The organism is Prosthecobacter algae (genome assembly GCF_039542385.1).
Taxonomy (GTDB): domain Bacteria; phylum Verrucomicrobiota; class Verrucomicrobiia; order Verrucomicrobiales; family Verrucomicrobiaceae; genus Prosthecobacter; species Prosthecobacter algae.
This window is the reverse complement of record NZ_BAABIA010000003.1, coordinates 115610-141225: the sequence shown is the minus strand read 5'-3', so window position 1 is coordinate 141225 and position 25616 is coordinate 115610. Positions and strand designations below refer to the sequence as shown.

At 59.3% G+C, this 25616-nt stretch carries 18 protein-coding genes and 1 tRNA gene; 11 read left to right on the top strand and 8 right to left on the bottom strand.

Going from position 1 to position 25616, the window contains the following annotated elements:
* Nucleotides 1-86: 86 nt before the first annotated feature.
* The 3 genes from ABEB25_RS07480 to ABEB25_RS07470 are packed head-to-tail and all read left to right on the top strand — an operon-like array spanning nt 87 to nt 2811.
* On the top strand, nt 87-1388 hold the full coding sequence (locus tag ABEB25_RS07480; RefSeq protein ID WP_345735770.1) for a Y-family DNA polymerase: 1302 nt from the start codon (nt 87-89) through the stop codon (nt 1386-1388).
* A 49-nt stretch (nt 1389-1437) separates the two neighbouring features.
* The gene (locus ABEB25_RS07475) at nt 1438-2088 is read left to right on the top strand and encodes an SGNH/GDSL hydrolase family protein (protein WP_345735769.1); all 651 of its coding nucleotides are present in this window, start codon (nt 1438-1440) and stop codon (nt 2086-2088) included.
* A 48-nt stretch (nt 2089-2136) separates the two neighbouring features.
* The gene (locus ABEB25_RS07470) at nt 2137-2811 is read left to right on the top strand and encodes a GNAT family N-acetyltransferase (RefSeq protein ID WP_345735768.1); all 675 of its coding nucleotides are present in this window, start codon (nt 2137-2139) and stop codon (nt 2809-2811) included.
* Between the two features lie 15 nt (nt 2812-2826).
* Here ABEB25_RS07470 and ABEB25_RS07465 read toward each other — a convergent pair whose 3' ends face one another.
* The 6 genes from ABEB25_RS07465 to ABEB25_RS07440 all read right to left on the bottom strand — a co-directional run bounded on the left by ABEB25_RS07465 (nt 2827) and on the right by ABEB25_RS07440 (nt 14035).
* Nucleotides 2827-3111, bottom strand: a complete 285-nt coding sequence (locus ABEB25_RS07465; RefSeq protein ID WP_345735767.1) for a hypothetical protein — start codon at nt 3109-3111, stop codon at nt 2827-2829.
* 166 nt (nt 3112-3277) lie between these two features.
* Nucleotides 3278-3646, bottom strand: a complete 369-nt coding sequence (locus ABEB25_RS07460; protein WP_345735766.1) for a helix-turn-helix domain-containing protein — start codon at nt 3644-3646, stop codon at nt 3278-3280.
* Nucleotides 3647-4161: 515 nt separating this feature from the next.
* Nucleotides 4162-11913 (bottom strand): immunoglobulin domain-containing protein, encoded by a 7752-nt coding sequence (locus ABEB25_RS07455; protein ID WP_345735765.1) that lies wholly within the window; start codon nt 11911-11913, stop codon nt 4162-4164.
* Nucleotides 11914-12357: 444 nt separating this feature from the next.
* Nucleotides 12358-12441 (bottom strand) — tRNA-Leu (locus tag ABEB25_RS07450).
* A 25-nt stretch (nt 12442-12466) separates the two neighbouring features.
* Complete coding sequence (locus tag ABEB25_RS07445; protein WP_345735764.1) at nt 12467-13135, bottom strand: hypothetical protein; 669 nt, start codon at nt 13133-13135, stop codon at nt 12467-12469.
* Between the two features lie 15 nt (nt 13136-13150).
* On the bottom strand, nt 13151-14035 hold the full coding sequence (locus tag ABEB25_RS07440) for an N-acetylmuramoyl-L-alanine amidase-like domain-containing protein (protein WP_345735763.1): 885 nt from the start codon (nt 14033-14035) through the stop codon (nt 13151-13153).
* A 267-nt stretch (nt 14036-14302) separates the two neighbouring features.
* Between ABEB25_RS07440 and ABEB25_RS07435 the strand changes: the two genes are divergently transcribed.
* The 6 genes from ABEB25_RS07435 to ABEB25_RS07410 all read left to right on the top strand — a co-directional run bounded on the left by ABEB25_RS07435 (nt 14303) and on the right by ABEB25_RS07410 (nt 20101).
* Nucleotides 14303-15025 (top strand): hypothetical protein, encoded by a 723-nt coding sequence (locus tag ABEB25_RS07435; RefSeq protein WP_345735762.1) that lies wholly within the window; start codon nt 14303-14305, stop codon nt 15023-15025.
* Nucleotides 15026-15119: 94 nt separating this feature from the next.
* A complete protein-coding gene (locus ABEB25_RS07430) occupies nt 15120-16226 on the top strand; it encodes an aldose epimerase family protein (RefSeq protein WP_345735761.1) in 1107 nt (368 codons plus the stop codon).
* Nucleotides 16223-17044 (top strand): PP2C family protein-serine/threonine phosphatase, encoded by an 822-nt coding sequence (locus tag ABEB25_RS07425; RefSeq protein ID WP_345735760.1) that lies wholly within the window; start codon nt 16223-16225, stop codon nt 17042-17044. The genes ABEB25_RS07430 and ABEB25_RS07425 overlap by 4 nt, the downstream gene beginning before the upstream one ends.
* Before the next feature lie 198 nt (nt 17045-17242).
* Nucleotides 17243-18430 carry an ADP-forming succinate--CoA ligase subunit beta gene (sucC, locus tag ABEB25_RS07420; protein ID WP_345735759.1) on the top strand — a complete coding sequence of 396 codons (1188 nt, stop codon included), beginning with the start codon at nt 17243-17245 and terminating at the stop codon, nt 18428-18430.
* A gap of 567 nt (nt 18431-18997) precedes the next feature.
* Entirely contained in the window at nt 18998-19534 is a 537-nt protein-coding gene (locus ABEB25_RS07415; RefSeq protein WP_345735758.1) for a GNAT family N-acetyltransferase, read from the top strand.
* A 183-nt stretch (nt 19535-19717) separates the two neighbouring features.
* On the top strand, nt 19718-20101 hold the full coding sequence (locus tag ABEB25_RS07410) for a VOC family protein (RefSeq protein ID WP_345735757.1): 384 nt from the start codon (nt 19718-19720) through the stop codon (nt 20099-20101).
* A gap of 12 nt (nt 20102-20113) precedes the next feature.
* On the opposite strand, the gene ABEB25_RS07405 is transcribed toward ABEB25_RS07410, so the two are convergent.
* Nucleotides 20114-21406, bottom strand: a complete 1293-nt coding sequence (locus ABEB25_RS07405) for an SHD1 domain-containing protein (protein ID WP_345735756.1) — start codon at nt 21404-21406, stop codon at nt 20114-20116.
* Nucleotides 21407-21505: 99 nt separating this feature from the next.
* Between ABEB25_RS07405 and nspC the strand changes: the two genes are divergently transcribed.
* Nucleotides 21506-22696, top strand: a complete 1191-nt coding sequence (gene nspC, locus ABEB25_RS07400; RefSeq protein WP_345735755.1) for a carboxynorspermidine decarboxylase — start codon at nt 21506-21508, stop codon at nt 22694-22696.
* Between the two features lie 75 nt (nt 22697-22771).
* Nucleotides 22772-24853 carry an autotransporter-associated beta strand repeat-containing protein gene (locus ABEB25_RS07395; RefSeq protein ID WP_345735754.1) on the top strand — a complete coding sequence of 694 codons (2082 nt, stop codon included), beginning with the start codon at nt 22772-22774 and terminating at the stop codon, nt 24851-24853.
* Here ABEB25_RS07395 and ABEB25_RS07390 read toward each other — a convergent pair.
* The gene (locus ABEB25_RS07390) at nt 24850-25605 is read right to left on the bottom strand and encodes an RluA family pseudouridine synthase (protein WP_345735753.1); all 756 of its coding nucleotides are present in this window, start codon (nt 25603-25605) and stop codon (nt 24850-24852) included. The genes ABEB25_RS07395 and ABEB25_RS07390 overlap by 4 nt on opposite strands.
* Nucleotides 25606-25616: the final 11 nt, after the last annotated feature.

Here is a 25616-nt window from a genome sequence, read left to right as displayed (position 1 = left end):
TGGCTGGCGCACGAAATTGGTGGTTTTTAGCCATCACAGAAATAGTGTTCTCTTGAACATTTTGAAGATTGTGTCAGGGTCGGGTTATGTCGTCCTCCCCGTCATCTCCCATTGCCACGCGTCCGCGCTGGTTGTTCGTGGATTTGAACAGTTACTTTGCGAGTGTGGAGCAGCAGGAGCGGCCCTATTTGCGGGGGAAACCGGTGATTGTGGTGCCGCTGATGTCTGACCATACCTGCGCTATCGCGGCGAGCCAGGAAGCGAAGAAGTTTGGCATCAAGACGGGGACCAATGTGGGAGAAGCGAAGCGGATGTGCCCCAGTTTGGTCCTGGTGGAGGCGAGCCATGAGCGCTACGTGGAATACCACGAAAAGATCAAGGATGAGGTGGAACTGCACTGGCCTGTCCAGGTGGTGGGATCGATTGATGAAGTGGGATTGCTGCTGGATGACAAGCGAGCGAATGAGGCCGCTGCGCTGGACATTGCGCGCCGGATCAAGGCCGGGCTGCGAAAGAATGTGGGGCAGGTGATCACGTGCTCCATCGGCATCGCACCGAACCGTTATTTAGCCAAAGTGGCGAGCGATCTCACCAAACCCGATGGACTGGAGATCATTCGTCTGGAGGACATGCCGGGACGGCTGGCGCACCTCAAATTGACGGACTTGCCTGGTATTGGCCGCCGCATGGAACCGCGCCTGCATGAGTGCAAAATCGAAACCTTTTTAGATCTTTGGAACGCCAGCCCAGCGGTGCTGCATCAGGCCTGGGGTGGGGTGGGTGGAGAGCGTTTTTGGCGGCACCTGCATGGGGGCGAGCTGGATGGGGATTTCGATGACATGGAGAATGTGCCGCCGAAGAGCATCGGCCATAGCCATGTGCTGTCGCCGGAGTTTAGGAATCCCCCGGAGGCGGCGGTGGTGGCGCAACGTCTGCTTTTAAAAACAGCCAGCCGACTGAGGCGTGCCAAGCACCGAGCGAGCGAGCTGTACCTGAGCCTGCGCACGGAGAACGGGGCGAAGGGCAAGGCGCACATGAAGTTTTCACCCGTATCAGACAGCTATGCTCTGACGAAGAGCCTGGAAGTGCTTTGGGAGCGGGCGCTGGGCCAGCTTCCCGGACACCGGATCAAGAAGATCGGGGTGACGCTGATGGATCTGGAGTCCAATGAGCAACCGGTGCAACTGGACCTTTTTTCCATGATGGGCGGCAGCGTTTCAGGAGATGTGGAGAGGCGGAACCGGCTTTCGAAGATCATGGACGACATCAATCAGGATTTCGGCCGCGACAGCATCGCGCTGGGGTTTGCGCCGGATTTGGTGAAGACGTTTTCGGGGACGAAGATCGCCTTTACCCGCATCCCGGATCTGAAAGAATTCAAGGAGTGAAGGGGGCGGCGCTTGCACGCTGCGGAGATGAGGGGAAAGTCGGGGACGAATGAAAACGATCCTTTGCTTTGGCGACTCGAATACCTGGGGATATGACCCGGCGAGCATGACGGCCCCGTATCCGAGGCGGCATGGGCCCGAGGTGCGATGGACGGGGGTGCTGGCCCGGGAGTTGGGGGCGGATTTTAAAGTCATTGAGGAAGGGCAAAATGGCCGGACGACGGTGCATGAAGACCCGCTGAACATCTGCCGGAAGGGCAAGGACTACCTGCCCGCCTGCCTGGAAAGCCAGAAGCCGCTAGACCTTGTGATCCTGATGCTGGGGACGAATGATCTGAAGAGCACCTTCCATGTGCCGCCGGGTGAAATCGCCGCCGGGGCAGGGGTGCTGGCACGGATGATCCTGGCGAGCGATGCGGGGCTGGGAAATCGCCCACCGCAACTGCTGCTGGTCTGCCCGCCCTTGGTGGGGGACCTTTCGGGGATGCCGGATGTGGAGGCCAAGATTCCGAATGGAGCAGCGCGGAGTGCGCAGTTTCCACGTTATTACGAGGCGCTGGCGGCTTCATTGAAATGCGGGTTCTTTAACAGCCAGGAGGTGGTGGAAACCAGTCCGGTAGATGGCGTGCATCTGGAGGCCGGAGAGCACCTGAAACTGGGCCAGGCCCTGGCGGCGGCGGTGCGAGGTGTGCTGGGCTGACTGAGGGCTGGAAGAGCCTAACAATAAGTGTTGAATAATCTCCCCGTCATGTCTGCTCTCCCTGTGCCCCGGCGTAATTGGCGAGAGACTTTGCTGCATGCCTGGGATCATGTGTGGCTGGCCCTGCGGCTGCCTTTGCCCCGCTATCTGATGGAGGTGCAGATGAAAAGCCCGCGCCTGCGGGGAGTGCGGCTGAGGCAGTACCGTGAAAGTGACTTTGAGGCGTGCCGAATGCTGTGTGACCTGAATGCGCCGGGCCGCTTCCCGCGTGGGACGGCGGAGGCCCAGATCGAATACCTGCAAACGGTGCCGGAGAGGAATCTGGTGGCGGAGGTGGATGGGCAGGTGATCGGCTGCGGCGGCTATCTGCTGAATCATCCCAATCACGCGATCTTGGTCTTTGGGCTGGTGCACCCGGCCTATCAGAAGATGGGGGTGGGGAGGCTGCTGTTTTTTGCCCGGATCGTGCAGATGCCGCTGATCCGCACGGATACGATAATTCAGATCGCCACCGTCAAGGCGGCGCTGCCATACTACCGACAGTTTGGTTTTGAGCCGCAGCCGACGTTTTGGGAAGATGAAGAGAAAGGGAAACACCCGCTGGCGCTCATGGCGGTGAATGCGGAAGGCATCCGGCGGGTAAAACACTACCTGAAGCTGGCCCAGGTGCCGTATCCCGACCTGAGTGAGCTGCCGCCGGAGAAGCCGATGCTGCTGGAGTAGCGGGCGGGAGGTAAATCACAGTTTGTCCTCGCCCTGAAGGATGCGTTTGAGCAACTGGCCGCGGACACCGACGCCGCTTTCGGTGAGCTTGAGGAGCTTGGCGTCCACTCGGTCCTGTTCGACCAGGGGCAAGTTTGCCCAGGGCAGGGTGATGCTGTGGGGGCCCTGGCAGAGGGCATCGTAACGGATGAGTCCTTTGACGTAAGCGGACCAGGAAGGATAACCCAAAAGGCGGGCTCGTTTTTCGGCGACGTCGAGAAGATCTGGAGGAAGCTTGAGGGAGCGGGTGCTAGAGGCCATAGGGAATCGATGCAGGTGGTGTATCCGAGAGAATGTGTGAATATGGCGAGCAAATGCCCTTTGTCCAATGTGTTCTATTGAACATTATTTAAGGAAAATGAAGCTTTCAGCCCCCCTGGGGAAATCTGAATGGGAAGGGAGAGGCGGCTGGGATTGCCGGGCCTCGTCAGTCCTTTTTGCTGCCGCGCTTTTTGGCGGTGGATTCCGCGAGTTTGGCAGGGCTGTTGCGCATTTCCTGGCGGACGAGGAAGATCATGTAGTCGCGCACGGAGAGGAAGCCGGCGAGGACGCGGCGGCGTTCCAGCTCCTCCCACTCCTTGAGGGTGAGGGGCATGTCCCAGTCGGCATCGCCGCCGGAACTGAAGAGGGGGGTGCCCTCAATGAGGTGCTCGAGCAGGAGGGAGGCGGGACCGGAGGGGGCCTGGCCTTTTTCCCACTGGGTGACGGCGGTGGGGGAGACACGAAGCATGCTGGCAAACTGGCTCTGCGTGAGTCCTTTGGACTCGCGGTAGGTGCGAATTTGTTCAGCGGTCATGGCTGAATTGTTCAGGTCAAACTAAATGATTGCAACATATCTTTGCAGCCGGAGGGGGCGGATGGAGGGAGGCTGGCGGAGCGGAGCTGGCTTCAGGCGATTCTCGTTTTTTTGTATCATTAGTTAGGCTGTGGCGGCGGGAAGGCCTGCGTATGATACGATTTATCGTGATGGATTGGTGAAATTGCGCCTGTTCGGGTGTCGCGCTGCGACGCGATGAGTGAAGGCGGTGCTCGGGCCAAAATGGTGCCTTGAAAGGCGCGGCTAAGATACGGCCGCCGCTCTGCGGCTGGGGAAAGATGCATCGCGATGCGTCTCAAGCCCTGGGGGCCTTAATCAGTCAACAGGTCCGCCATTGCGCGGGTGGTGATCAAGGATCCGGGAAGAACTGGAGCTGATGCCTTTTGAAAATGAACCAGCCATTGGCCTGTGAAGTTCCAATGGCTGGCTATTTCATTTCTTTTCCGCCGTCCTGTGTGGGTAGCTGCGGGAGTGTGTTTCTGCCGGGCAGTCCGTCAGGGTTCCAATGTGACCTGACCGGAAAGGACCGGGGTGAGGGTAGCGGTGGGTGAGGCTTCGCTGGGGAGCTGCTGGATGAGCTGGAAGCCTACTGCTTTGGGCCCCTCGGCGGTGCGGATGGCGATGCCTTCAAACTTGATGGCTTGTTTGATGATGGCCGGTTTGCCTGTGGGCAGGGGGTTGGGGTTCTCGAGGTTAAAGCTCCCTTTGATGACACCGGTCTTCTCCGTCAGGGTCAGGGTGACCTTGCTGGGGTTGGTGGTGCTGAGGGGCACGGTGGTTTTGCTCTTGGCGCCGATGCTCACTACGATGTCCAGCACCTCAGGTGATGGCACGAGGGCCTCGATGCCGCCTTCCTGGAAGCCCAGGGTGACGTTGCTCCCGGCAGCTTGGTCTAGGAAGACCAGCGGCGAGATTGGGGCGGTGTATTCGCCTCCGATGGCCGTCAGTGTGAGGATGCCAGGGAAGCCTGAGCGATAGACGCGATGTTTGTCAGAGGGTGTGGCTGGACGATTCCAGGTGACTGTCCCCGCTAGGTCGGGCTTGTTGATGTCCAGGCTTCCGGCGACGGAGCCTTTCTCCACGGTTTTATACAGTGTCTTGAAGAGGGCGATCTCTCCTTGCGGACCTGCAAAGCCCGCGAAGGTCAGTGCTTCGCCGTCGGCGAGTTTGCCGGCGATGGCCAGCTTGCCGTCGGGTTTCACGGTGAAGGAACCGTAGCTGCTTCCCTGAGGGATGCTGGCCACGCCGAGGGATGCTTCGGGAATCTCCAGGGTGAAGGTGTGGTAGGCACCCAGTTCGGTAGGGGCAGGACGGGTCTTGGCGAGCCAGACATTGCGCCAGCCGGTGAAGCTGAGTGTGGCGGTTCCATCCGTGATCTGGCCGCTGGAGATGCGGTTGTTCGGGGCATCCAAGGTGAGCGTCAGGTCCAGGCTAGGCAGGGCCTTGCGGAGGACGGTCTGCTGAATCGTCTGCGTGCTGGCCGTCACACCGATGGCAGGCGTCACGATGAGGGCACCCTTCAAGGCCAAGGCCGTGCTACCCAGGGTCAGCTTGCCCGTGTAGGCGCCTGTTTTGGTGACTGTCAGTTCCAGCAGGCCGCCGAGGTTGCCGTTCAGCGTGGCCTCCCGGCCAATCGGAGCTGCGAAGGTGCCGATGACGTTTTCTGGCAGGGCCTGGACGATCAGCCGTCCCTCGGCTGTGGCTTTGCCTTTGGAGTTGGTGGCGGTGAGCTTCACTAGGTAGCCGAGCGGATCTTTGGAAACCGCTGTTGGCCTGCCGGTGATGCGGCCTGTCTTGACATCAATTTTCAGGCCTGGAGGCAGCCCTGTAGCTGAGTAGGAAAGAGGAGCCTTCTTGGGAGCAGGATCCACCTGGATGGTGTAGGGCGTGAAGTCACCCCCGACGATGGCGGCCGGGAAGAGGGGAGGATTTTCCGTGATGACGGGTGCTTCCGTGAAGATGCTGAGCCGGTGACCCAGGGTGGTGAGTGTGCCGCCGGGGCCGCTAACCACAAGTTGGTAAAGGCCCGAGTCTTCGTCGCCCAGGGGCTTGGCCAGACTGAGGATGTTTTTGTCTACACCTGTGATGCGTTCGGTCGCGGCCAGGGCGGTTTCATCCTTTTGCCAAGCATAGGTCAGGCCTGCACCGCCGGTCTTTACCTCAAGCTTGGTGGCTCCGCCGCTGGCGAGGGTGAGGGTGCGTTCGGCTGCATCCACCAGGCCCACTTCCACATTTGCACTGCTCACGGGGGCTTCACCGCCGGAGCTGACATCCACGCGGTAGGTGCCAGCGTTTTTAAGCTGGGCGTTGTTCAGACTGAGCTGGGCAGCGGTGCCTCCGGCCACCTTGGCCGAGCCAAGATACCACTGGTAAGTCAGCGGCGGCTGGCCGACGGCCTGGACCTGGAGAACCACGTTTGTCCCCACGCTGCGCAGTTGGTGGGGCGTGAGGCTGATGATTTTCGGCGTGTCTCCGGCCACCACCAGGGCGGCAGGTTCACTGATGGTGGTGCCGACGATGTTGGTCACCCGCACGGAGTAGGCCCCTTCATCGCTGAGTGCGAGATTGCTCAATGTGAAGGTTGCCAGGGATGCGGCCTCACCTGGGAGGTCGGTGCCGTTTTTCCGCCAGCGGTAGCTGAAGGGGCCTGTGCCCGCTACCTGCACGCTGAAGGTGGCGCTGCCGCCCACCAGAGCACCCTGCGGGGCTGGGGGAATGGTGAAGGTCACGGGATCGTTAACCAAAAGTGTGGCGGGATCACTTAGGCGTGTGCCGACGACGTTGGTCACGGCCACCTGATAGTCGCCCTGGTTCTCTTCAGTGACCGAAAGCACCGAGAGAGTGTCCTCTGTTTCATCGGGAATCAGAGTGCCGTTTTTCCGCCACTGATAGGTGAAGGGCCCCGTGCCGGTGGCCTGAACGGTGAAGACCGCATCGGCTCCTGGATTCAGGGTGACATTGTCAGGGGTGTCGGCGAACGTCACCGGGTCATTGACTGTCAGGACCGCCGGAACGCTGGTGGTGAAGCCTGCAGGGTTGGTGACGGTGACGGTATAGCTGCCCTGGGCTGCCTCGCTGGCGGTGAAGGTGCGCGTGGCACCTGTCGCATTTGGGATGGGTGTGTTGTTGAAGTTCCACTGGTAAGTGTAGGGCTCCAGACCCGTCACCGTCGCGCTTGCCGTGATCTCCGTGCCTGGGTTCACCGTGGCTGCGGGGGTGAACTGGATGTCTCCCACCACAGGGGGCTCGGGGCTGATGAAGAGCAGGCCGTCGGTCACAAAGAGGCTGCGGTTCCAATACAGGCCCACAGGCAGGGCTGGCAGTTCTAGGTCCGTGAGGAGAAGGGGATTGAAGCCGGTGCCATTGGCATCCGCATCGGTGTTGAGGCTGCTCCAGTTGGCGAGATTAAACACATCGCCCAGGGCCGGGGTGTAGCCTTCTGCCAGTTCGATCCGGATCGTGCTGCCTGCATCCAGGGCGAGGATCCCGGCGATGGCCAGATGATCATGCTGGGTGGGCACTGTGCTGCCAAAGGTGGCCAAGCTAGGCGTATCCAGCGGGTTGGCCACCTGACCTGTCGGCCCGGCCAGACGCAGCGTGACGCGCGGGAAGCCTGGCAGTGCTGCGGCTCCCAGGGTGAGATTGCCACCAAAGTTCAGGATACCGATTCCATCTCCAGCGGTGCTGATATCGCCCTCCAGGGAGGAGGTGCCGGGATGAATGCCAGCCAGGCCATTGATGATGTAGCTGCCATTCAGTGTTCCTCGGCCGCTGATGATGCGGGATTCTACGGTGCCACCAAAGGTGATGCCGGCCACCACGGCCTGCGCATCCAGCAGCGCTCCCTCATCCACCTCAATCCAGCGGGTGCCGTTCAGTCGGCCTCCTGTTCCCAGGATGATGGATCCTGCGGTGATCTTCACCTTGCCGGTGAAGCTGTGGGCGGTGTTCAGAGTCAGGCTTCCGGTGCCGCTTTTGGTTAGGCCGGTGAAGCCTCCGATGGATCCAGTGCCGCCGAAGACATAATTTTGCGTCGCGGAGACCACGACCGAGGAAGGGGTGAGCACGCCTGTCAGGGTGACATTGGGATTGGTGCTGCTGTCATCAAAGGTGACGGCATCGGATTGGTAAAACAGTTCCGTTCCGGCATTCCAGATGCCGGGGGTTGTGCGGTCCCAGACATTGGTCGTGCCATTGCGTGACCAGACAAGGTTACCTGCGGTGCCGCCGACATTCAATTGGACAACCCCTGGGGTGCTGAAATCCAGTGCAGTGATGTAGCGAGTGGGATTGATGAGGGTCAGATTTGCGGCATCTCCAGTTAGGCTGCCTGTGTAATTGATTAGGCGGTAGCTCCCGTTCAGCAGGACACCCGTGGAGCCGAGTTCGATGCTGCTCGGGCTGGCGATCACGAGATCTCCACCGACGGAGACTGCATCATTAAAGGGGGCCCCTTCGGCAGGCGGCGGCGTGATGGCGACCTGGAAGGTGCCGCCCTGGAGGGTCAGGTTTTGGGTGATGCGGACTGAGCCCGCAACTGCGCCAGAGCCTGGATTAAGGAAGGCATTGCTTCCCAAGGTGAGTGAGCCCTGGAGGGTGCCGGTTCCGCGCAAAGATTGGTTGGCTGCGAGGGCTAAGCCTCCAGGAATATCGGTGACATCCAGCACGCCTTCCGTGGCCAGATCAATGTTAGGGCTGTTGGCCAAGCTGCCGTTTGCGCCGATTTTCAGCGTGCCTGCCGTCACCGTGGTGTTGCCTGTATAGGTGTTTGCGGCATCCAGCACCCAGGTGCCTGTGCCGAGTTTCTGTACGGTGAGGGCAAATGGGCCGCCGTTGCTGAGGATGCCCGTCACAAAGCCAGAGCCAACACCATCCAGCAACAGACCGCGTGTGCTTGTGGCTGCGGCTGCAGAGCGCACTGGGCCAGCCAAGGTAAGAGTGTCGCCAGCGACCAGGATGCGGGTGTTGCCGCCACCGCCATTGGTCAGATCAATGCTGCCCTGGATGACGTTGTTGCCAGCCTGATTGAGAATGGCCCCCGCCGGACCGTCGCTGCTGGTGGTGAAAAGGATCGTCGGAGCAAGGGTGATGTCTCCAGCGCTGCCATCCAAGATCAGCGTGGGTCTGCGCGCTGTAGAGATATCCACCAGCTTGGTGGGGGCAGGTTCGCCTTCTGCTGCGGGTGGCAAGGTTTTACCCAGAGCGTTGCTATTGGTAATTTTCAAAAAGGCACGACGAATGGTGACATTGCCTTCAAAGGTATTGTCGCCGCTGAGGGTGACGACGTAGTCATTGGAATTTGGAATGGCATCTGGCAGACTGATCTGGCCGATTCCTGAGATTTTTTGTGAGATGACCAACGGGGCTCCGCTGCGGCGGAAGATGAGGTTGCCATTGTTGATGATTTCACCTGGCGGCAAGTTGCCGGTAGGGCCGTCGTTGCCGATCCAGAAAGCACCTTGGCTGATGGTGGTGGTGCCGCTGTAGTCATTAGCATCATTGGTGATTTTGACGATGCCTGTCGTGGTTTTTGTTAGTCTGCCGTTCCCGGTGATTTTGCCAGCCAGGACGATCTCCGTTGATGTGGCCGCATTGACCGTCAGCCCATTGGTGATGTTGATGGTACTGCTGATGACATTGGTTGTGCCGCCTGTGGCATTGATCGTGGCAAGATCTGCAAAGATCGGCTTGGTGACGGGCACCGTGCTATCTTCCAGCCCCAGTTGGGCTCCAGATTCGATGCGGATTTCACCTGGACGATCACCCGCGGTGGTGTTTCCGGCCAGAGTCAGTCGGCTGCTTGCTCCGTTGATGAAAAGGTTGCCCAGATGAGTTTCGCCGATGTTGTGCCACTGGATGACATTGGAACCTGTCTTGGTGACATCATGGCCGTTGGCATTCACACCGCCCGGGCTTTCGCGAATGTCCCAGCGTGCGGAACCACCGAGGGTGGCGGGGCCAGTCAAAACGAGCTTTTTCAATCCCACTCCCGCACCGCCTGCGCCTGTGTTGATCAGTGCGCCGGACTGGGCGATACCCTGACCGCTGATGCGGACGATTTCATCCTCTGGGAGAAGCTGGCCGTTCAAGTCCAGCGCCGCGCCATCCGCCACCACGGTGGCCCCTGCTGTGTCGCCGAGGGCGTTGGCATTGGCGAGCCGCAGGGTGCCCGCATTCACTTGGAGTTCGCTGGTGAAGCTGCTGTTGCCAGAGAGAGTTGTCGTGCCTGCGCCCAGCTTGATGATGCTGCCCGCACCGCTGATCGCCCCGCTGAGGGTGTAGGCATCCGGACGGTTCAGCAGCAAGGTGCCTGTGTTGATGATGGGGCCATTGCCCAGGCTGCCTGCCAGCGCGGTGATGCCATCGCCTACCTGGACGGTGCCTGCGTTGATGGTGGTCGTGCCTGTGTAGGTGCTGGCGGTGGTGTTAAGCAGGATCAGGCTGCCAGTTCCATTCTTGGTTAGGCTGCCAGGGCCCTCCAGATTGCCGGGTCCGTCAAAGGTGTAGGTTTTGTCCGAGTTGCTGACCAGGACGGAGGCCGGTGTCAGTGGCCCGCTGAGGGTCACGGTGGTCGGCCCGCTGGCGGTGTCGTCAAAGACCACGGAATCTGTGGCAGATGTCCCTTGGAGGTAACGTGTGAGTGCGCCGCTGTTCACCTCGCGCCAGTTGGTGGTGCCTGTGCCTGTTCCATCATTGATGTCCCAAACGGCATTGATCTCGCCCGTCCAGCGGGGCAGATCAAAGCCAGTCACATTCAGCAGAACGAGACCGTTCAAGCTGTCATCCACGAGGGAGGCAGTGACACGCGCAGGCACTTCTGCGAGTTGCAAGCCTGCAAAGCCGGCACCGCCAATGCTGCCTTCATAGTCCAGGAGAGGAATCTGCCCGATGCTCAAGCCACCGCCTTTCAGCGTCACTCCAACCACACCCGTAACGCTGAGAGCTGATGTTTTGAGCACCGGAACAGAGGGGTTTCCAAGGCTGCCCAAATCAAAGGCCAGCGCGGCATCGGAGGTGCCGGAAAGACTGACGGACGTCGCTTCCACGCTCTGTCCGGGGACGGTTACTTGCAGGCCCAGCGTGGCGCCGTCGGCCACGGTGATGGCGTTTTCTGCGGCATGGGCCGTGGTAAGATCCAGACGGCCCGCATTAACCTGCACCGGGCCGGTGAAGGCATTGGCCCCGCTCAGGGTCCAGGTGCCCAGACCGGTTTTGGTGATTCCCAAGGCATCGCCCCCGGCACCGATGATGCCTGCGATCTGGCCGGCACCAGCGCCCTGCAAATGCAGGGTCGTGGCACCCACGCTGTCACCATAGTCAATGGCCCCCTGCACGGTTACTGTGCCTGCGTCCGAGCGCAGGGCATACTCTGTAGCGCCTGTGTTCAGGAGCAGTGGGCTGGTGAGGAGATTGTTGCCAGAAAGATTGACCAGCAGAGGTGCATCTGCGCTGCTGCGGCCAGAGATGACCAGGGGCTCATCCAGGGCGATGCTGCCGGAAATTTCTAGCCTGCCAGTGGAGAGACCGCCGCCCAGCACGGTATCGCCTGCGGCAGAGCCCAGCGAAGTGGCGCGGTTGATGCGGATGCTGCCTTCCTCCAGGAAGATGCGGCCATTCCAGGCGGCGCTGCTGCCATTGAGCAGGAGGCTGCCGGGACCTTGTTTGATCAGGTGACCGCCTTGGCTCGTCTGGCTGCCCAGGCCAGAAATCAGGCCGCTGATGGTTACGTTGTTCGGGCCGGTGATGATGAGGTTGCGCCCGGTGGTGGCCGCGCCGTTGCCGATGTCGATGAAGCTGTTGGCCCCGACGGAGATGGTGCTGCCTGCGGCATCCAGCTTGCCAAAGGAAAAAAACACGCCGCCCGTGGTGGTCAGGGCCAGGTTGGCAGTGCTGTTGTTGATGAAGAAGCCGGAGTTCGGTTGCACCGTGCCCGTGCTGGTATCCCCCAGGCGCAGGGGAAAGGCGCCCTGGAATGTGTAGCCCAAGCCCCCGCTGACGATGATGCTTTTCGACGTGGCATCCAAATTCACATTCACGACGCCTGTGCCTGTGCCGGGGAAGAGCAGGGCATCGGTATTGGCGGCGGCCCCGAAAGTCGGCCGCTGCTCATTGTTCCAGTTGCTGGCGTTGTTGAGTGCATTGTTGGCATCGCCATCCCAGGTTTTGAGGACATCGACGGCCGGAGACAGGAGGGGCAGCCCCAGGCTGAGAAACAGCAGTGGGCGAAGGATATGGGGGAGTTTCATAACGGTGTGGAGGCCCTCTTCCTGAATGCAGGTCGGATGGGCGTGGAGCCTTGAGATTGAGCGGGTGCCTTCCATTTTTCGGATCGGCAGCGTTGCTGGTTTTTGACCTCACAACTAAACCCATACTGAATGAGTATGAGATTAAGTGGCCTTTTATTCCTCTTTGTCTAGTAGGAATTAAAAAAGGCTGATTAAAATTTCTGCGAATGATTTCAATCTCCTTGAATCCGTAGATCCAAGAATGATTGAGCCCCACAGATCGACCCTTGCCGAGGGGGATAAACGCGAATGGCGCTCAGTGGCGGATGCGATGGCAATGCTGGTGGAGCCTTCAGTTCCCTGGAAATCAGTGATAACTTTTGGCTCTTTTTTGGCTCCAGGCCGCAAAAAAGCCCGACTCAGTGAGTCGGGCCTTTTTTGTGTAAACCCTTGATTTTCAAGGGGTGGTGCCGGTGGTCGGACTCGAACCGACACTCCTTTCGGAACAAGATTTTGAGTCTAGCGCGTCTACCATTTCACCACACCGGCATGTGCAGTTCTTGCGAAGGGACTGCTAAAATGCCGAATCGCCGGAAGATTGCAAGGCTTTTGGCGGACCAAGTATTTCCCGAAGCAAAACAGCCTGGCGAAGATTGGCTGGTGTTTGGAGGAGTTTGCGGAGGTCGTTGAGCTCGGGTGTGGACAGGCTGGAGGCCGAATCATGGGCGGGCTTGAGCAACGGTGGGGTGGGTGGCGAGGCGAAAAAGACGGGTGGTGTGGCTGGCGTGTTGGCCTTGGCCGTTTCGGGGAAGGGATCCGCAGGGATGGGGGGCGGAGTGGGAGCGGGGCGGACATCGGCCCGAACGGTGCCGGGCTGTGTGCGCTGGCGGCTAGGGGGCGGAGTGGCAGGGCGCTGGGGGACGGGCGGAGGAAGGCCGGGGTTCTGGGCTTTGCGGGATTCTTCTTTGATCTGCTCGAACACGTCTTTGACGGTGGCCCAGGGATCCTGGACGGGCGGTGGTGTTTTGGGAGATGGGCGGTTGGGGCTGCCTGGGGACTTCATCTGCTGCTGCCAGGCCTGTTCGCGAGCTTCACGATCTTCGTCGCTCAGCGGCGCGGCGTTGCGCCGTTCGGCCTCGTCTTTGCCCTGTTTGATGAGTCCCCAGAGCCACTGCACAAAGCCGGCGCCCATGGCGATGACGATGATGATGATCTGGATGGGATCAATCTCGGCGAGCAACATGTGCGGAGTGTGGCATCAATCCAGGGGGCGCGCCACCACGATTCCGGCGTGACTTTTAAAGTCGGCCAGGTAGGCATGCAGGGCTTTGTCTACCAGCACCCGTTTATGAGTCTGGGAGGCGTGCATGAAATGGCAGGTGCCATCGGCGGTGCGCACGGCCAGCCCGACGTGGCTGCAATAGACATGGGGCTTGTGAGTGACGATGCCGATGATGTCGCCGCTTTGCAGCCGGGGTTCGATGTCGCGCACCTGGTCCTTGGGCAGGTAGCGGAAGGGGCGCGTTTGCAGCTCGGCCTCGATCCGGGCCATGCCGGGACGGAGGTCGGGGTTGTGCTTCAGGTAGCGGTAGCTTTTCCACAGCACGGTCATTTCATCAATGCGGCGGCCTTCGAGCGGAACGGTTTTCCCCAGCGTGGGGGTGATGTTGCGAATGTGGCCACGTTTTTGGTTATCCTGGAACCATTCGTCGAGGTAGTGGATGCGGTCCAGGTAGCTGCCATTGCAGATGCCGCTGCGGTAGCGGGTGAGTTCGATCTGATGCAGGAGGTCGGCGGGCGTGAAGCGGTCCTGAGGGAGGGCCAGCATGCGGGCAAGGCCGAGGGCGATCTCAAAGAAGGTCCAGCAGTCCTGACCATCGAAGTTGGCGGAGGGGGATTCGATGTGGTCGTGGATCTCAAGGGTGTAGCCGACATACGGCGTGCCGGCCATGGCGCGCGCGGCGCGGGTGATGCGCTCGCCGATGGGCAGGGTGCGCCATTTTTCCTGGAGGGCACGGGTGACAATGCGGTCAAATTTCGCCTGGCCGATGAAGGTTAGATTTTGCGGGAGATGCTCGGCAGCTGGCAGGAAGCCCGGAAGGGAGGCGGCGGCCAGGGCGTGAAGAAGAGAGCGGCGATTCATGCAGGAGGATACGTGGAGCACCACGGGGTGTTGCGGGGCAAAAGGCAGGTGGAGAGCCGCAGGCCAGATCTGTGGGTAGCGTGGGGAACAGATTAGTGGCTCAGCTTTTTTAATAATTAGCAGAAATGAAATACAAAAGTGGTAAAATTTCCATTTTTGATATTGATGAATGTGAGAGTGCTCTTATTATTTCCAGACATAACACTCATATTTGATAATCAACGCAAAAGTGAGTGTCGATCTTGTGCATCGTCTAAGCCTGCCCCTATGAAAACTTTAATCGTCTCTTTTGCGACCACCATGCTGCTGGCCGCTTCTGCACAGGCCAATGTGTTGGGGCGTTTTGACTTCAATCATCTGGCTGGCGTGAATGCTGCAAATGAGGCGAGCTGCATTTCCCCGTGCATTGATGTGACGGATTTGGATGCCTGCTGCCTGAATGAAGGGCTGCGCACTTCAGGTGGACCGGATGGCAGTGCCTTCCGCACTTATTCAGGCTGGGACCGCAACCAGTATGATTCGGCAGTGTATTTGAACCGTAGCGGACTCTGGCAATGGCCAAAGACGCTGGCATTTGAGGTGCAGGCCTCGGCGACGAGCCTGGGCACGATCAGCGGACTGTCGGTGGATGTTAAGCGGCCCTACGCGTATTCTCCAGACTCGATCATGGCCTCTATTTTTTGGGAAGATGCGACGGGAACAATCCAGCAGCGGAATTCTGGCCCGGTCAGCATTGCGAGCGCTTCTGGCTGGACGACGTTGGACTTTGATTTTGCCAATGGCAGTGCCGAACTGCCTTTCGGCATCGAATTCAGCGGCGAAACCTTTAACGTGGAATTGTATGCGTGGGGTGGCACGGGTGGTGCCCTGTATCTGGACAATGTGACTTTGAAAGGAGATTGTGCACCAATCCCCGAGCCCAGTGGGGCGATGCTGATCGGCATGTCGGGCCTGGCTCTGCTGCTGCGTCGGCGCAGCCGATGGAGTTGAAGGTAAGGTCTTTAGGCCTGGCCTGCGGGCAATTCGAGTCTTGCGCAGTCGGGCGGTAGCAGCCACATTGGATGGTTAGAATCCATCCTGCCTCATGTTTCGCTGCGTCCTTTTCGCTGCTGCTTTTGCCCTCATGACCTCATCATCGTCCGTTGCTGCCCACGTCGTCTCCACGTCCTGGGGAAAAACAACCGCAGGTGAAGAGGTGCAACTTTTTACCCTGAGCCGAGGTGCTGGGCTGGAGGTGCAGGTGACCAATTACGGGGGCATCATCGTCGCCGTGAAGGTGCCGGACAAAAAAGGCGTGGTGGCGGATGTGGTGCTGGGATTTGACACGCTGGAGCCTTATCTGGGCAAACATCCTCACTTTGGCTGCATCACAGGACGTTATGCGAACCGGATTGGCGGGGCCTCATTTCAGATTGATGGCGTACAGCATGAAGTCACGGCGAACTCGGGTAAGCATCACATCCATGGTGGTAAGGAGGCCTTTGACAAAAAAGTCTGGAAGGCCCGGGTGTTGGAAGATGAGGTGGCGGTGGAGCTGAGCTACACGAGTGCCGATGGCGAGGAGGGATTCCCTGGAAAGCTGGACTGCACGGTAACCTACACCGTCACGCCTGAACAGGAACTGAAGATCGAATACCGGGCCACGACGGACAAGGCGACAGTGGTGAACCTGACGAACCACAGTTACTTCAATCTCGCAGGGGAAGGCAGTGGGGATATTTTGGGGCATGAGCTAACCATCCCGGCAGAAACCTTTACCGCGACAGATGACGCCCTGATTCCTACCGGGGAGATCGTGAGCCTTGTGGACACGGCGCTGGATTTTACGACACCGCATCTTATCGGCGAGCGCATCGGAACAAACTATAAACCGTTGATCCAGGGCAAGGGGTATGACCACAATTATGTGCTGCCAGGTTCTGGGATCAAGCTGGCGGCGCGGGCCAAGGACCCGAAAAGCGGCCGCGTGATGGAGGTGCATACGAGCGACCCTGCGGTGCAGCTTTACACCGGCAATCATCTGAAAGGTGTGAAGGGCAAGGCGGGACATGTGTATGAGGCCCGCCATGGATTCTGTCTGGAAACCCAAAAGTATCCGGACAGCCCGAACAAGCCGCAGTTCCCCAGTGCCGTTGTGCGCCCTGGCGAGCCCTATTTGCACACCACGATCTTTAAGTTTTACGCTGAGTGACCGCTCCTGTCCCACTGCCCATTTTCATGCCACCTACCGCGCCTGCTTTTGTGCAGGAGCAGGACTTTGCCGCGCGCCAGTACAAGGGGCGGCGGGATAACCAGGAGGACTACTATGCCTTTGCCGATGCGGCAGAAATGACGGAGGAGCCGTTGCAAAAGCTGCTGCTCGTCGTGGGTGACGGTCTGGGGGCTCATGCTGGCGGCAGCGTGGCCAGCTACCTGGCGGTGAATGCTTTTGTGCGGGCGTTTCATGAACAACCGGGAGATGCGAGCTGGCGCCTGCGCACGGCTCTGGATACGGCCAATGAAACGCTGGGCTACATCACGGACCGCATGCCCTCCGTGGCACCGCCGATGGGCACGACGATGCTCTCCGTTCTGGTCAGCCACCAGGAGGTGCAATGGATCAGTGTGGGGGATTCGCCTTTGTTTCTTTACCGTCGGGGACTTTTGACCCGACTGAATGCGGATCACTCGCTGACACCTCTCCTCGAAGAGCGCGTGCGTGCCGGAACGATGACGGAGGAGGAGGCGGCACACCACCCGGACCGCCACACGCTGCAGAGTGCAGTGATGGGGCTGCCTATGGCGCTGATTGATTTTGCGGCGGATCCGATCAAGCTGCTGCCGGATGACATCGTCATCGCGGCCAGCGATGGCATTTTTACGCTTACCTCCAAGGCTCTTGAGGAATTGCTTCACTTTGGTCAAAATACCACGGCGGACAAGATCGCGGATGCCATCATCTTTGCCATCCGGCGGATCAACTATGATCGTCAGGACAACACGACGGTGGGAGTGGTGAAGATTCCCTGAGTCCTGGGCGGGCTCACTTCACCGTGTCCCGGCCGAAGGTCTGCCACTCCAAATTGAAGCGGGCGAAGTGTTGGCAGGGGGAAGGAATGACGGAAAGGCGAGAGTTTTGCCCGTCCGCCCCTTGACCTCTGGCCTCTGCCTCCTATGCTCGCCCGTCCCAGCCCCGGGACGTGCAGCTATCTCCCCCACTTTCGCTCCATGAACATCCACGAATACCAGGCCAAAGAACTGTTTGAGAAATTCGGTGTCGCCACACCTCCTGGCAAAGTTGCCTCCACGGCTGAAGAAGCTGGCAAAATTGCCGAAGAACTGGGTGGCGCTGGCCTCGTGGTGAAGGCCCAGGTCCATGCAGGTGGCCGTGGCAAGGGCACTTTCAAAAACGGCTTTAAAGGCGGCGTGCATGTGATCAACACGGCGGCTGAAGCTCAGGACATCGCTGGCAAGATGCTGGGGCAGACCCTCGTCACCCACCAGACCGGGCCGGAAGGCAAGCTGGTGAGCAAAGTGCTCATCGCCAAGTCGGTGGACATCGCCAAGGAGCATTACTTCGCCATTCTGTTTGATCGCCAGAGCAGCAGCCACGCCCTCATCGCCAGCACGGAAGGCGGCATGAACATCGAAGAAGTGGCCGAGAAGACCCCGGAGAAGATCGTCAAGGAATTCGTCCACCCGACCCTCGGTCTGCAGAGCTACCAGGCTCGCAAGATCGCCGCCTCCCTGGGCCTCAAAGGTCCTCAGGCCAATCAGACGGTGAAGCTGGTCACTGCGCTGTGGAATCTTTACATCAAGAGCGATTGCTCTCTGGTGGAAGTGAACCCACTGGCCATCACCACCGACGGTCAGGTCGTGGCCCTGGATGCGAAGTTCAACTTCGACGACAACGCCCTCTACCGTCAGAAGGACGTCGTCGCCATGCGTGACACGACGGAAGAAGACCCGCGTGAAGTCGCCGCGAGCGAGTTCGGCCTGAGCTACATCGGTCTGGATGGCAACATCGCCTGTCTCGTCAATGGTGCCGGTCTGGCTATGAGCACGATGGACATCATCAAGCTGCACGGGGGTGAGCCTGCCAACTTCCTCGACGTGGGCGGTGGCGCCACGAAAGAGCAGGTGACAGCAGCCTTCAAAATCATCCTGGGCGACCCGAATGTGAAGGGCATCCTGGTGAACATCTTCGGTGGCATCATGGACTGCGACATCATCGCCAACGGCATCATCGCCGCAGCGCAGGAAGTCAGCCTGAACATCCCCCTCGTCGTCCGTCTGGAAGGCAACAACGTCGAAGCTGGCAAGGCCACTCTGGCCGCCAGCGGCCTGGCCATCACCAGCGCCGATGGTCTCACCGATGCGGCGCAGAAGATCGTGGCTGCTGTGGGCAAGGCGTAACCGTAAGCCTGTCCAAGTTTAACATTCAAAGCTCCGAGGGCGACCTCGGAGCTTTTTTGCGCACAGTGTTCATCACTCTCCGAGTGATGGGATTGATGGACAAGATAAGTCAGGTTAGGCTTGAATATTGGAGGACCACGCAAGATGCCAAAAACCTACTTCTGCTGGCGCTGTAAAATTCCTGTTCCGATGCTCACTGATGATGAGTGGGAGGAATTGGAGCCTTTGTTGAAAAAGGATATTGAGTGCATAAAAGCCTACCGCACTGAGACCGGGGTGGGACTGCGGGAGGCACTTGACATCCTTCGTCATGACGCTTGTGAACGATGTTTTGAGATCACTGGTTTCACAGAGACCAATCCCGATGTGCTTTGGCATCATCGTCTTTCGATTTATGGTTCTGAATGCACACAGTGTGGTCATCTTTTCAGAACCCCCGAGGCCTCGTTTTGCGCAAACTGTGGGTATATACCGAGTGCCATGGTCGAGAGTGCTGTATAAAAACCGACGCTAACTCTTCTGGAAGTCACCTTTACATCCTCCCCTTTCACTCTGTAACTCACCTCCATGATTCGTCTCGCCACCCTTGAGGATGCTCGAAGAATCGCCGAGATCCAAGTGGCCTCTTGGCAGGTGGCCTATCGGGGAATTCTGCCGGATGAGTATCTGGAACAGATCAATATGGAGCAGCGGGAGGCCGTTTGGCGGGGATGCTGTGGGAAAGAAAAAGAGGTTCTTTGGGTGGGGATGAGAGATGATGTGGTGGCCGGGTTTTGCCATGTCAGGGCATCGCGAGATGCGGATGCCGACAGTGCCAGTGCAGAGGTGACTTCGATTTACCTGGATCCTGCTAAGTGGCGGCGGGGCCTGGGGCGGGAGCTGATGGCTGCGGCGAGGACTTCTGCGAGCGAACTGGGGTTTGAGCAGATCAGCCTGTGGGTGCTGGTGGAAAACATGGCGGCCCGGCAATTTTATGAGGCCGTAGGATTTCGCTCGGACGGCTGCCTGAAGCAGGAAGAGGGCCCGGCATTTTACTTCAACAAACTGCGGTATGTTTGGGCAGCGGGAGGCAATGTCGCAAATGATCTGCCTCGGTCTCACTAGGAATTGCTGAATGCTCGGCGGAGCAAGGCAGACTCAGGTGAATCGAAGATTCTTAGCTGGGATGAAGTGAAAGGACGGATAGGAATGGGGTGAATCATTTTCTTCACGCGCAGATATGAGTGGCGATCCGTTCCTGATTTGTAAGATGGTGATTGCCGCCCCACCCTTAACCTCACTACCACTATGCTTAAAGTCACCGAATTTGCTTTTACTGGTTACAGCGTCACGGACATGGACCGGGCGCGTGCGTTTTATGAAAACGTGCTTAATCTGAAAACGGCCTCGACCTTTGCCGAGGAAGGGCAGGAGCCAACCTGGGTGGAGTATGAAATTGGGCCGCATACGCTGGCCATCACCATTGGCGGTGAGATGTGGAAACCGAGCAAGGATGGCGGTGGTGTGGCCCTGGAGGTGGAGGACTTTGAGGAGTCCCTGAAGTGGCTGAAAGACAAGGGGGTAGAGCCTTACTTTGGCCCTTATGAATCTCCGGTCTGCCACATGGCGCTGATCTCAGATCCGGACGGCAACTCCATCTGCATTCACAAGCGCAAGCCTGGGCATCATTGAACCAGGGCGGCATTACTCCACACGCACCTTGATGCCGATGTCCTTGAATCCGGCGATGATCTCGGCGGCCAGTTTGGCATAGGGCCGTTCATCCAGGAGGATGGGCAGGTGCTTTAGCGGGGCGGTGTCGCTCATATCTGGTGGCGTGAGTTCGCGCGGGTAGCTGAAGCGGCCGCCATCCATGCGCTTGACACGGGGGTCGGCAAAGAAGGCACGCATGGCGGTGACTTCGCCGTGGACGGCCTCCATGAAGCGGATGAAACGGGTGCCTTTTTTGTCGCCATCCAGGTGGCAGAAGTAATAGACCAGGAGCTGGGAACGGTGGTACATTTCACGCATCTTGACCGGGGAACTGCAGGCGGCGAGCCACTGGTCTCGGGTCATGCTCATGTGCTCTTCCAGCTTGCCCAGGTCGGGAGGGAAGCCTTCCTGTTTCTCCCACACGGTGGCATCTTCTTTCATGCCACTTTTGTGGGCGTCTGCGCGGAAGGTGCCAGATTTATAAGGGAGCATTTCGGTGTACTCCGCCGTGCCTTCGACAACCCAGGTGGGCAGGAAGCCGAGGTACTCATCCATGAGTTGGTGGGTGATCTCATGCACCAGCGTGCCGTTGCTGTAGTTGTCGTTTTTGAAATAGGTCTGGCCGCGCTTCTCCATGCCGAGGCTGGGGAAGGGGATTTTGAAGACCTTGTCGCCGGTGCTGTAAACGCCGCCGGAATTTTCCGGCCCGCCAGCCTCAATGTAGTCCTGGCGGGATTCAAAGAGGGCGGCCTTGAAGCGGGGCATGCCCTCCGGCGGGCGACAGACGATGCCCCAGGGCAGGGCCTCCACCAGGGAGCGGGTGGCCTCGAAAGTACGGGCGACTTCCTTCATCACGCTGCCGGCGAGTTTGGCCTGGGAGGTGAATTCGAATGCCTCTGATTGATAGACGTATTTGCGTTCGGCCACGCTTTCGGAGATCACGCTGATTTCGACGGAGCGTGCGGGCACCTCGACGTTCTGAGGCCAAGTGCGTTGCTCGATTGGCAGTCTTTTCGGATCTGCGGGTAGTGCGGGCGAGGTTGTCGCTGGGCTGGCGGTCTGCGCTTTGACAAAGGCCTGGTCCTCTGCGCTCAGCCGTGCCAGGGGGAAGGGGATGGTTTTGTCTGCGGAGAGGCGGAGCAGGACGCTGTCTCCCTGCATGCCGGCAAATTCGGCCTCGACCTTACGGCCGTTGTCGTCTGTCCAGGCGCGCGGAGCCGCCTGCACCTGGGCGGACAGGCAGCCGAGCGTGGCGAGGCAAAGACAGAACGTGATTTTTTGCATGACAAATCCCGGTTTATCATGGGCCGCCGCCTCCGTGCAAGCGGTGTGTGCAAACTATCACTGGCACAGGCGCTGCATCTCTCTAAAAAAGCAGCGACTATGGCCCCAACCCCTCCGCATGTTTTTGAGCAGCCTGCTCCAGCCTTTGATGTCTCCAGTGTGGAGACGCCCGCTTACGTCGTGGACCTGGGCCTGCTGAAACGAAACCTGGAAAAGCTGGCCGATGTGCAGCAGCGTTCCGGTGCTCGCATCCTGCTGGCGCTGAAGGGGTTTTCCATGTTTTCCACCTTTGATCTGGTACGCCAGTATCTGCATGGCTGCTGCGCCAGCGGCATTCATGAGGCGTTGCTGGGTCACGAAGAATTTCGCAAAGAGCTGCATGTTTATGCGCCTGCCTTTAAGGACGCCGAAATGCGGGAGATCATTCCCATCGCTCATCACATCAGCTTTAATTCGCCGGGCCAGTGGCGGCGTTTCCGTCCGATGCTGGATGCGGCCCGTGCGGCGGGACTGCATGCGCCCAGCCCAGGCATCCGGGTGAATCCGGAGCACAGCGAGGTGGAAGTGAGCCTGTATGATCCGTGCTCGCCAAGCTGCCGCCTGGGCACGCGGGATGAAAGCATTGAGAACGAAGATCTCAGCGGCCTGGAAGGTCTGCATTTCCATGCTCTTTGCGAGCAAGATTCGGACGTGCTGGAGCGCACGCTTGCGGCTGTCGAGCGCCGGTTTCCCAAGCTGCTGGCCCAGGTGAAATGGGTGAACATGGGCGGTGGCCACCACATCACCCGCAACGGGTATGATGTAGAGCGTCTGGTGCGCGTGATCCGCAGCTTCCGCGAGCGCTGGGGCAAAGAAGTGTATCTGGAACCCGGCGAGGCCGTGGCTCTGAACACGGGCTACCTCATCGCGAGCGTGCAGGACATCGTGCCGACGGATATTCCGACCGCCATTCTAGATACCTCCGCCACGGCCCACATGCCGGATACCCTGGAGATGCCGTATCGCCCGCACATTCTGGGGGCCGAGCTTCCCGGTGTGTTGCCGCATCATTACCGCCTGGGGGGCCTGACCTGCCTGGCTGGAGACGTGATCAATGAGTACAGCTTTGCCGAACCTTTGCAGTTAGGCCAAAAGCTGGTCTTCACGGACATGGCCCACTACACGATGGTGAAGACGAGCACCTTCAACGGTGTACCTCATCCGGACATTGATCTGTATGATCCGGCGGTGGGTGAAGTGCGCGTGATCCGCCGTTTTGGCTACGAAGACTTCAAGCGCAAGCTGTCCTAATACTCTATTGGCTTGGGCCGCCAGACTTCCAGGGCTGGTGATGTTTTGTTTTCACGCGTTCTGTTTCTTTTGATCATGGTCTGCCGAAGCTGGGGTTCTCTCTTTTTTCATCGTCAGGGTTGGGTGTTGTTGGTGCTGGGGCTAGCCTGCAGCGGTAGTATGGAGGCTGCTCCGGCTGTGTTTAAGGACCTGAACTTCAGCAACACGGTCATTGTGCGCGACCTCAACGGCGCGGGTATGGCTCCGGTCAACTATGGTGGCGGTGTGGCCCCGGCTGAAACGAATGCCGGGGGAGTGAGCACGTTCACTTACACGGGGGCGGCCAGTGATCCCATGATCATCCTGAACAGTCCCGCAGGTACGTTTGACTTCGCTACCTTTAACTGGGCACGGCTGCGTTATCGCAGCAGTTCGGCACCCCAGATTTGGGAAAACAGTGCGGTGGGTGGCCAGTCGTTCAATGGAGGTGCCAATGCCGCGGCCTTTCTTGAGGCCCGTGGTGATCCCGCCAACCCAAACCCGACGGGTTCAGGCTACCGCATTGATCCGGTGAACAGCGTCGTTGCTGGCACGCCTTATACCTTTGAACTCGACTACTTCATGGCCGACCGAATGCAGACGCTGGGCCTGGGTGAGTGGGATGCCGATGGAGATTTTAACGGCCCCAGTGCCAGCGGCAGCACGTGGACGGGAAGCAACCTCACAGGGCTGACGGTTTCCGGCGGCGTGATCTCCGGCACGGGTTCTGGAGATGCGGTTCTCAACCAGGGCACGAGCTTCAATGGGGCTACGTGGGGGCTGGTGGAGATCCGGATGAAGGCCACAGGTTCCTCTGCTGAGTTCTTTTGGGCAAACAATGGCTCGTTCGTTGGCGCTCAGCGGGTGGATCTGGGCAGTCAGGATGGAAGCTACCATGTTTACACCTTAGACTTTTCCAAGGAGAGTACCTGGATCAGCGGGGCAAACATGCGCCTGCGGCTGGATCCGGTGACGGTGGCAGGGCAGTCTTTCGAGGTGGACTATGTGCGTGTCATGCAGGTGCCTGTGGGCTACTGGGACGCCGATGGAAACACGACTTCCGCCACAGGGGGCAGTGGTGTGTGGGAATCGTCCCAGACCAATCGATCCTGGCGGGGCGAGCAGAGCAGCACAGCCGGCGGTGGCCTGCCCACCTATTGGGTCAACAGTCCCTATGATGATGCGGCCTTTGCCGGAACGGCAGGCACGGTGACGGTCAATGGCACCGTGACCGTGAATGATCTCTCGATCCAGACCAGCGGCTATCTAATCACCTCCGGCACCCTCACGCTGGCAGGCACAGTTCCAGCCATTGAGGTGACAACGGGCGCCTCCGAAGTCCAGTCCACACTGGCAGGGACGGCAGGGTTAAACAAAACCGGCAGCGGCACGCTGGTGCTCTCGGGCAGCAACAGTTACTCCGGTGGTACCACCATCACTACAGGCACTCTGCTGGTGGCAAATGGCAGCGGATCTGCCACGGGAACTGGGACTGTGAATGTGGCCGCAGGTGCGACTTTGGGCGGCAACGGTTCCCTTTCCGGGGCCGTGACAGTCAATGGGCGTTTGTCGCCGGGTGGGGATGGCTCACTGGCGAACCATGGCATCGGCGTCCTCAGGACCGGGGCCCTGACGCTGACGGCATCCTCCACCGGCAGTGTGCTGGAACTTGCAGGCAATGGCTACGCCAGCGACACCCTGACGCTGCAAGGTGGCAGCGGCATCAATACAGGCTACATCGGCACTGCGGGCAACCGTGTGGCGGGTCGAAATGACCGGCTGGATGTCCTGGGTGCTTTGAACCTGAGCGAAGCCGGTTCAGTACAGGTGGCCTTTGCTGACGGCTATTTGCCCGCCTATGGCCACGCATACGATTTGTTGGACTGGTCCAGCCTCACCCTCACCAATTTCACTTACGGCAGCCTGGGGACATTGCGCACCGGAGGCGACCTGGAAAACGCCTCCTTTGATCTTGATCTGCCGGATCTGAACTCGGCTACCACCGGCCTGTATTATAACATGGACGCCTTTCTTTCCCACGGCGTCATTGTGGTCGTCCCGGAGCCGGGCCGCATGGCGTTGCTGCTGTGTGCGGGCTTTTGTCTGTTGCTGCGCCGTCGTCGTGCCGGGCTGGCCTAAACGGGGGTCATTCCAAGACGGCTCAGCACTTTGGTAAGGTCTTCCGCCAGCGGTGCCTCCACGCTTAATCTCTGGCCACTGGCCGGATGTTTGAGCGTTAGCCGATGCGCATGAAGAAAGAGGCGCTTTAGCCCCAGATCCTTCTTCATCTTCCTGTTCAGTTCGAAGTGGCCGTACACGTCATCGCCTAACAAATGATGCTGACGTGACGAGGCCTGTACTCGGATCTGGTGGGTTTTGCCGGTGATGAGGGTGATGTCCAGCAGGGAGACTTTTTCTGAGGCATGATGTGCCAGCGTGCGGAAGTCCAGTTCGGCATTGGGCAACCTGCCTTTGATGACTGCGGTGCGTACGTGTCCTTTTTCTCGGATGGTGGTCAGGTTGTCCAGCCAGGTGCCTTCTGGGCCGGGGTTTCCACGCACCAGGGTGAGGTACTGTTTCTGCACGGCGTCTTCATCAAAGAGGGCGCGGCATTTCTCCGCCGTTTTTTCATCCAGCGCCGCCATGAGGACGCCTGAGGTATCCTGGTCCAGGCGGTGAATCAGCCAGACTTTTCCGGCGGGGGAGTCGAAGCATTTTTGATCCAGGTCATACCGTCCTTCAAAGGCGGCCTTTTCCGTGCTGCGGGCGGTATTGGGATGGGAGAGAACACCGGCGGGTTTGTTCACGATCACGATGAAGCGATCCCTGTGCAGGATGGGGCAGGTGGTGATGGCAGGGGACTCAGCCGAAGACATGACTACGGATGGCATGAGGTGGGGCA

Excerpts from the sequence above, each read along its gene's own strand:
- ABEB25_RS07480 (WP_345735770.1), top strand. The coding sequence starts at position 87 with ATGTCGTCCTCCCCGTCATCTCCCATTGCCACGCGTCCGCGCTGGTTG.
- ABEB25_RS07475 (WP_345735769.1), top strand. The coding sequence starts at position 1,438 with ATGAAAACGATCCTTTGCTTTGGCGACTCGAATACCTGGGGATATGAC.
- ABEB25_RS07470 (WP_345735768.1), top strand. The coding sequence starts at position 2,137 with ATGTCTGCTCTCCCTGTGCCCCGGCGTAATTGGCGAGAGACTTTGCTG.
- ABEB25_RS07465 (WP_345735767.1), bottom strand. The coding sequence starts at position 3,111 with ATGGCCTCTAGCACCCGCTCCCTCAAGCTTCCTCCAGATCTTCTCGAC.
- ABEB25_RS07460 (WP_345735766.1), bottom strand. The coding sequence starts at position 3,646 with ATGACCGCTGAACAAATTCGCACCTACCGCGAGTCCAAAGGACTCACG.
- ABEB25_RS07455 (WP_345735765.1), bottom strand. The coding sequence starts at position 11,913 with ATGAAACTCCCCCATATCCTTCGCCCACTGCTGTTTCTCAGCCTGGGG.
- ABEB25_RS07445 (WP_345735764.1), bottom strand. The coding sequence starts at position 13,135 with ATGTTGCTCGCCGAGATTGATCCCATCCAGATCATCATCATCGTCATC.
- ABEB25_RS07440 (WP_345735763.1), bottom strand. The coding sequence starts at position 14,035 with ATGAATCGCCGCTCTCTTCTTCACGCCCTGGCCGCCGCCTCCCTTCCG.
- ABEB25_RS07435 (WP_345735762.1), top strand. The coding sequence starts at position 14,303 with ATGAAAACTTTAATCGTCTCTTTTGCGACCACCATGCTGCTGGCCGCT.
- ABEB25_RS07430 (WP_345735761.1), top strand. The coding sequence starts at position 15,120 with ATGTTTCGCTGCGTCCTTTTCGCTGCTGCTTTTGCCCTCATGACCTCA.
- sucC (WP_345735759.1), top strand. The coding sequence starts at position 17,243 with ATGAACATCCACGAATACCAGGCCAAAGAACTGTTTGAGAAATTCGGT.
- ABEB25_RS07415 (WP_345735758.1), top strand. The coding sequence starts at position 18,998 with ATGATTCGTCTCGCCACCCTTGAGGATGCTCGAAGAATCGCCGAGATC.
- ABEB25_RS07410 (WP_345735757.1), top strand. The coding sequence starts at position 19,718 with ATGCTTAAAGTCACCGAATTTGCTTTTACTGGTTACAGCGTCACGGAC.
- ABEB25_RS07405 (WP_345735756.1), bottom strand. The coding sequence starts at position 21,406 with ATGCAAAAAATCACGTTCTGTCTTTGCCTCGCCACGCTCGGCTGCCTG.
- nspC (WP_345735755.1), top strand. The coding sequence starts at position 21,506 with ATGGCCCCAACCCCTCCGCATGTTTTTGAGCAGCCTGCTCCAGCCTTT.
- ABEB25_RS07395 (WP_345735754.1), top strand. The coding sequence starts at position 22,772 with ATGGTCTGCCGAAGCTGGGGTTCTCTCTTTTTTCATCGTCAGGGTTGG.
- ABEB25_RS07390 (WP_345735753.1), bottom strand. The coding sequence starts at position 25,605 with ATGCCATCCGTAGTCATGTCTTCGGCTGAGTCCCCTGCCATCACCACC.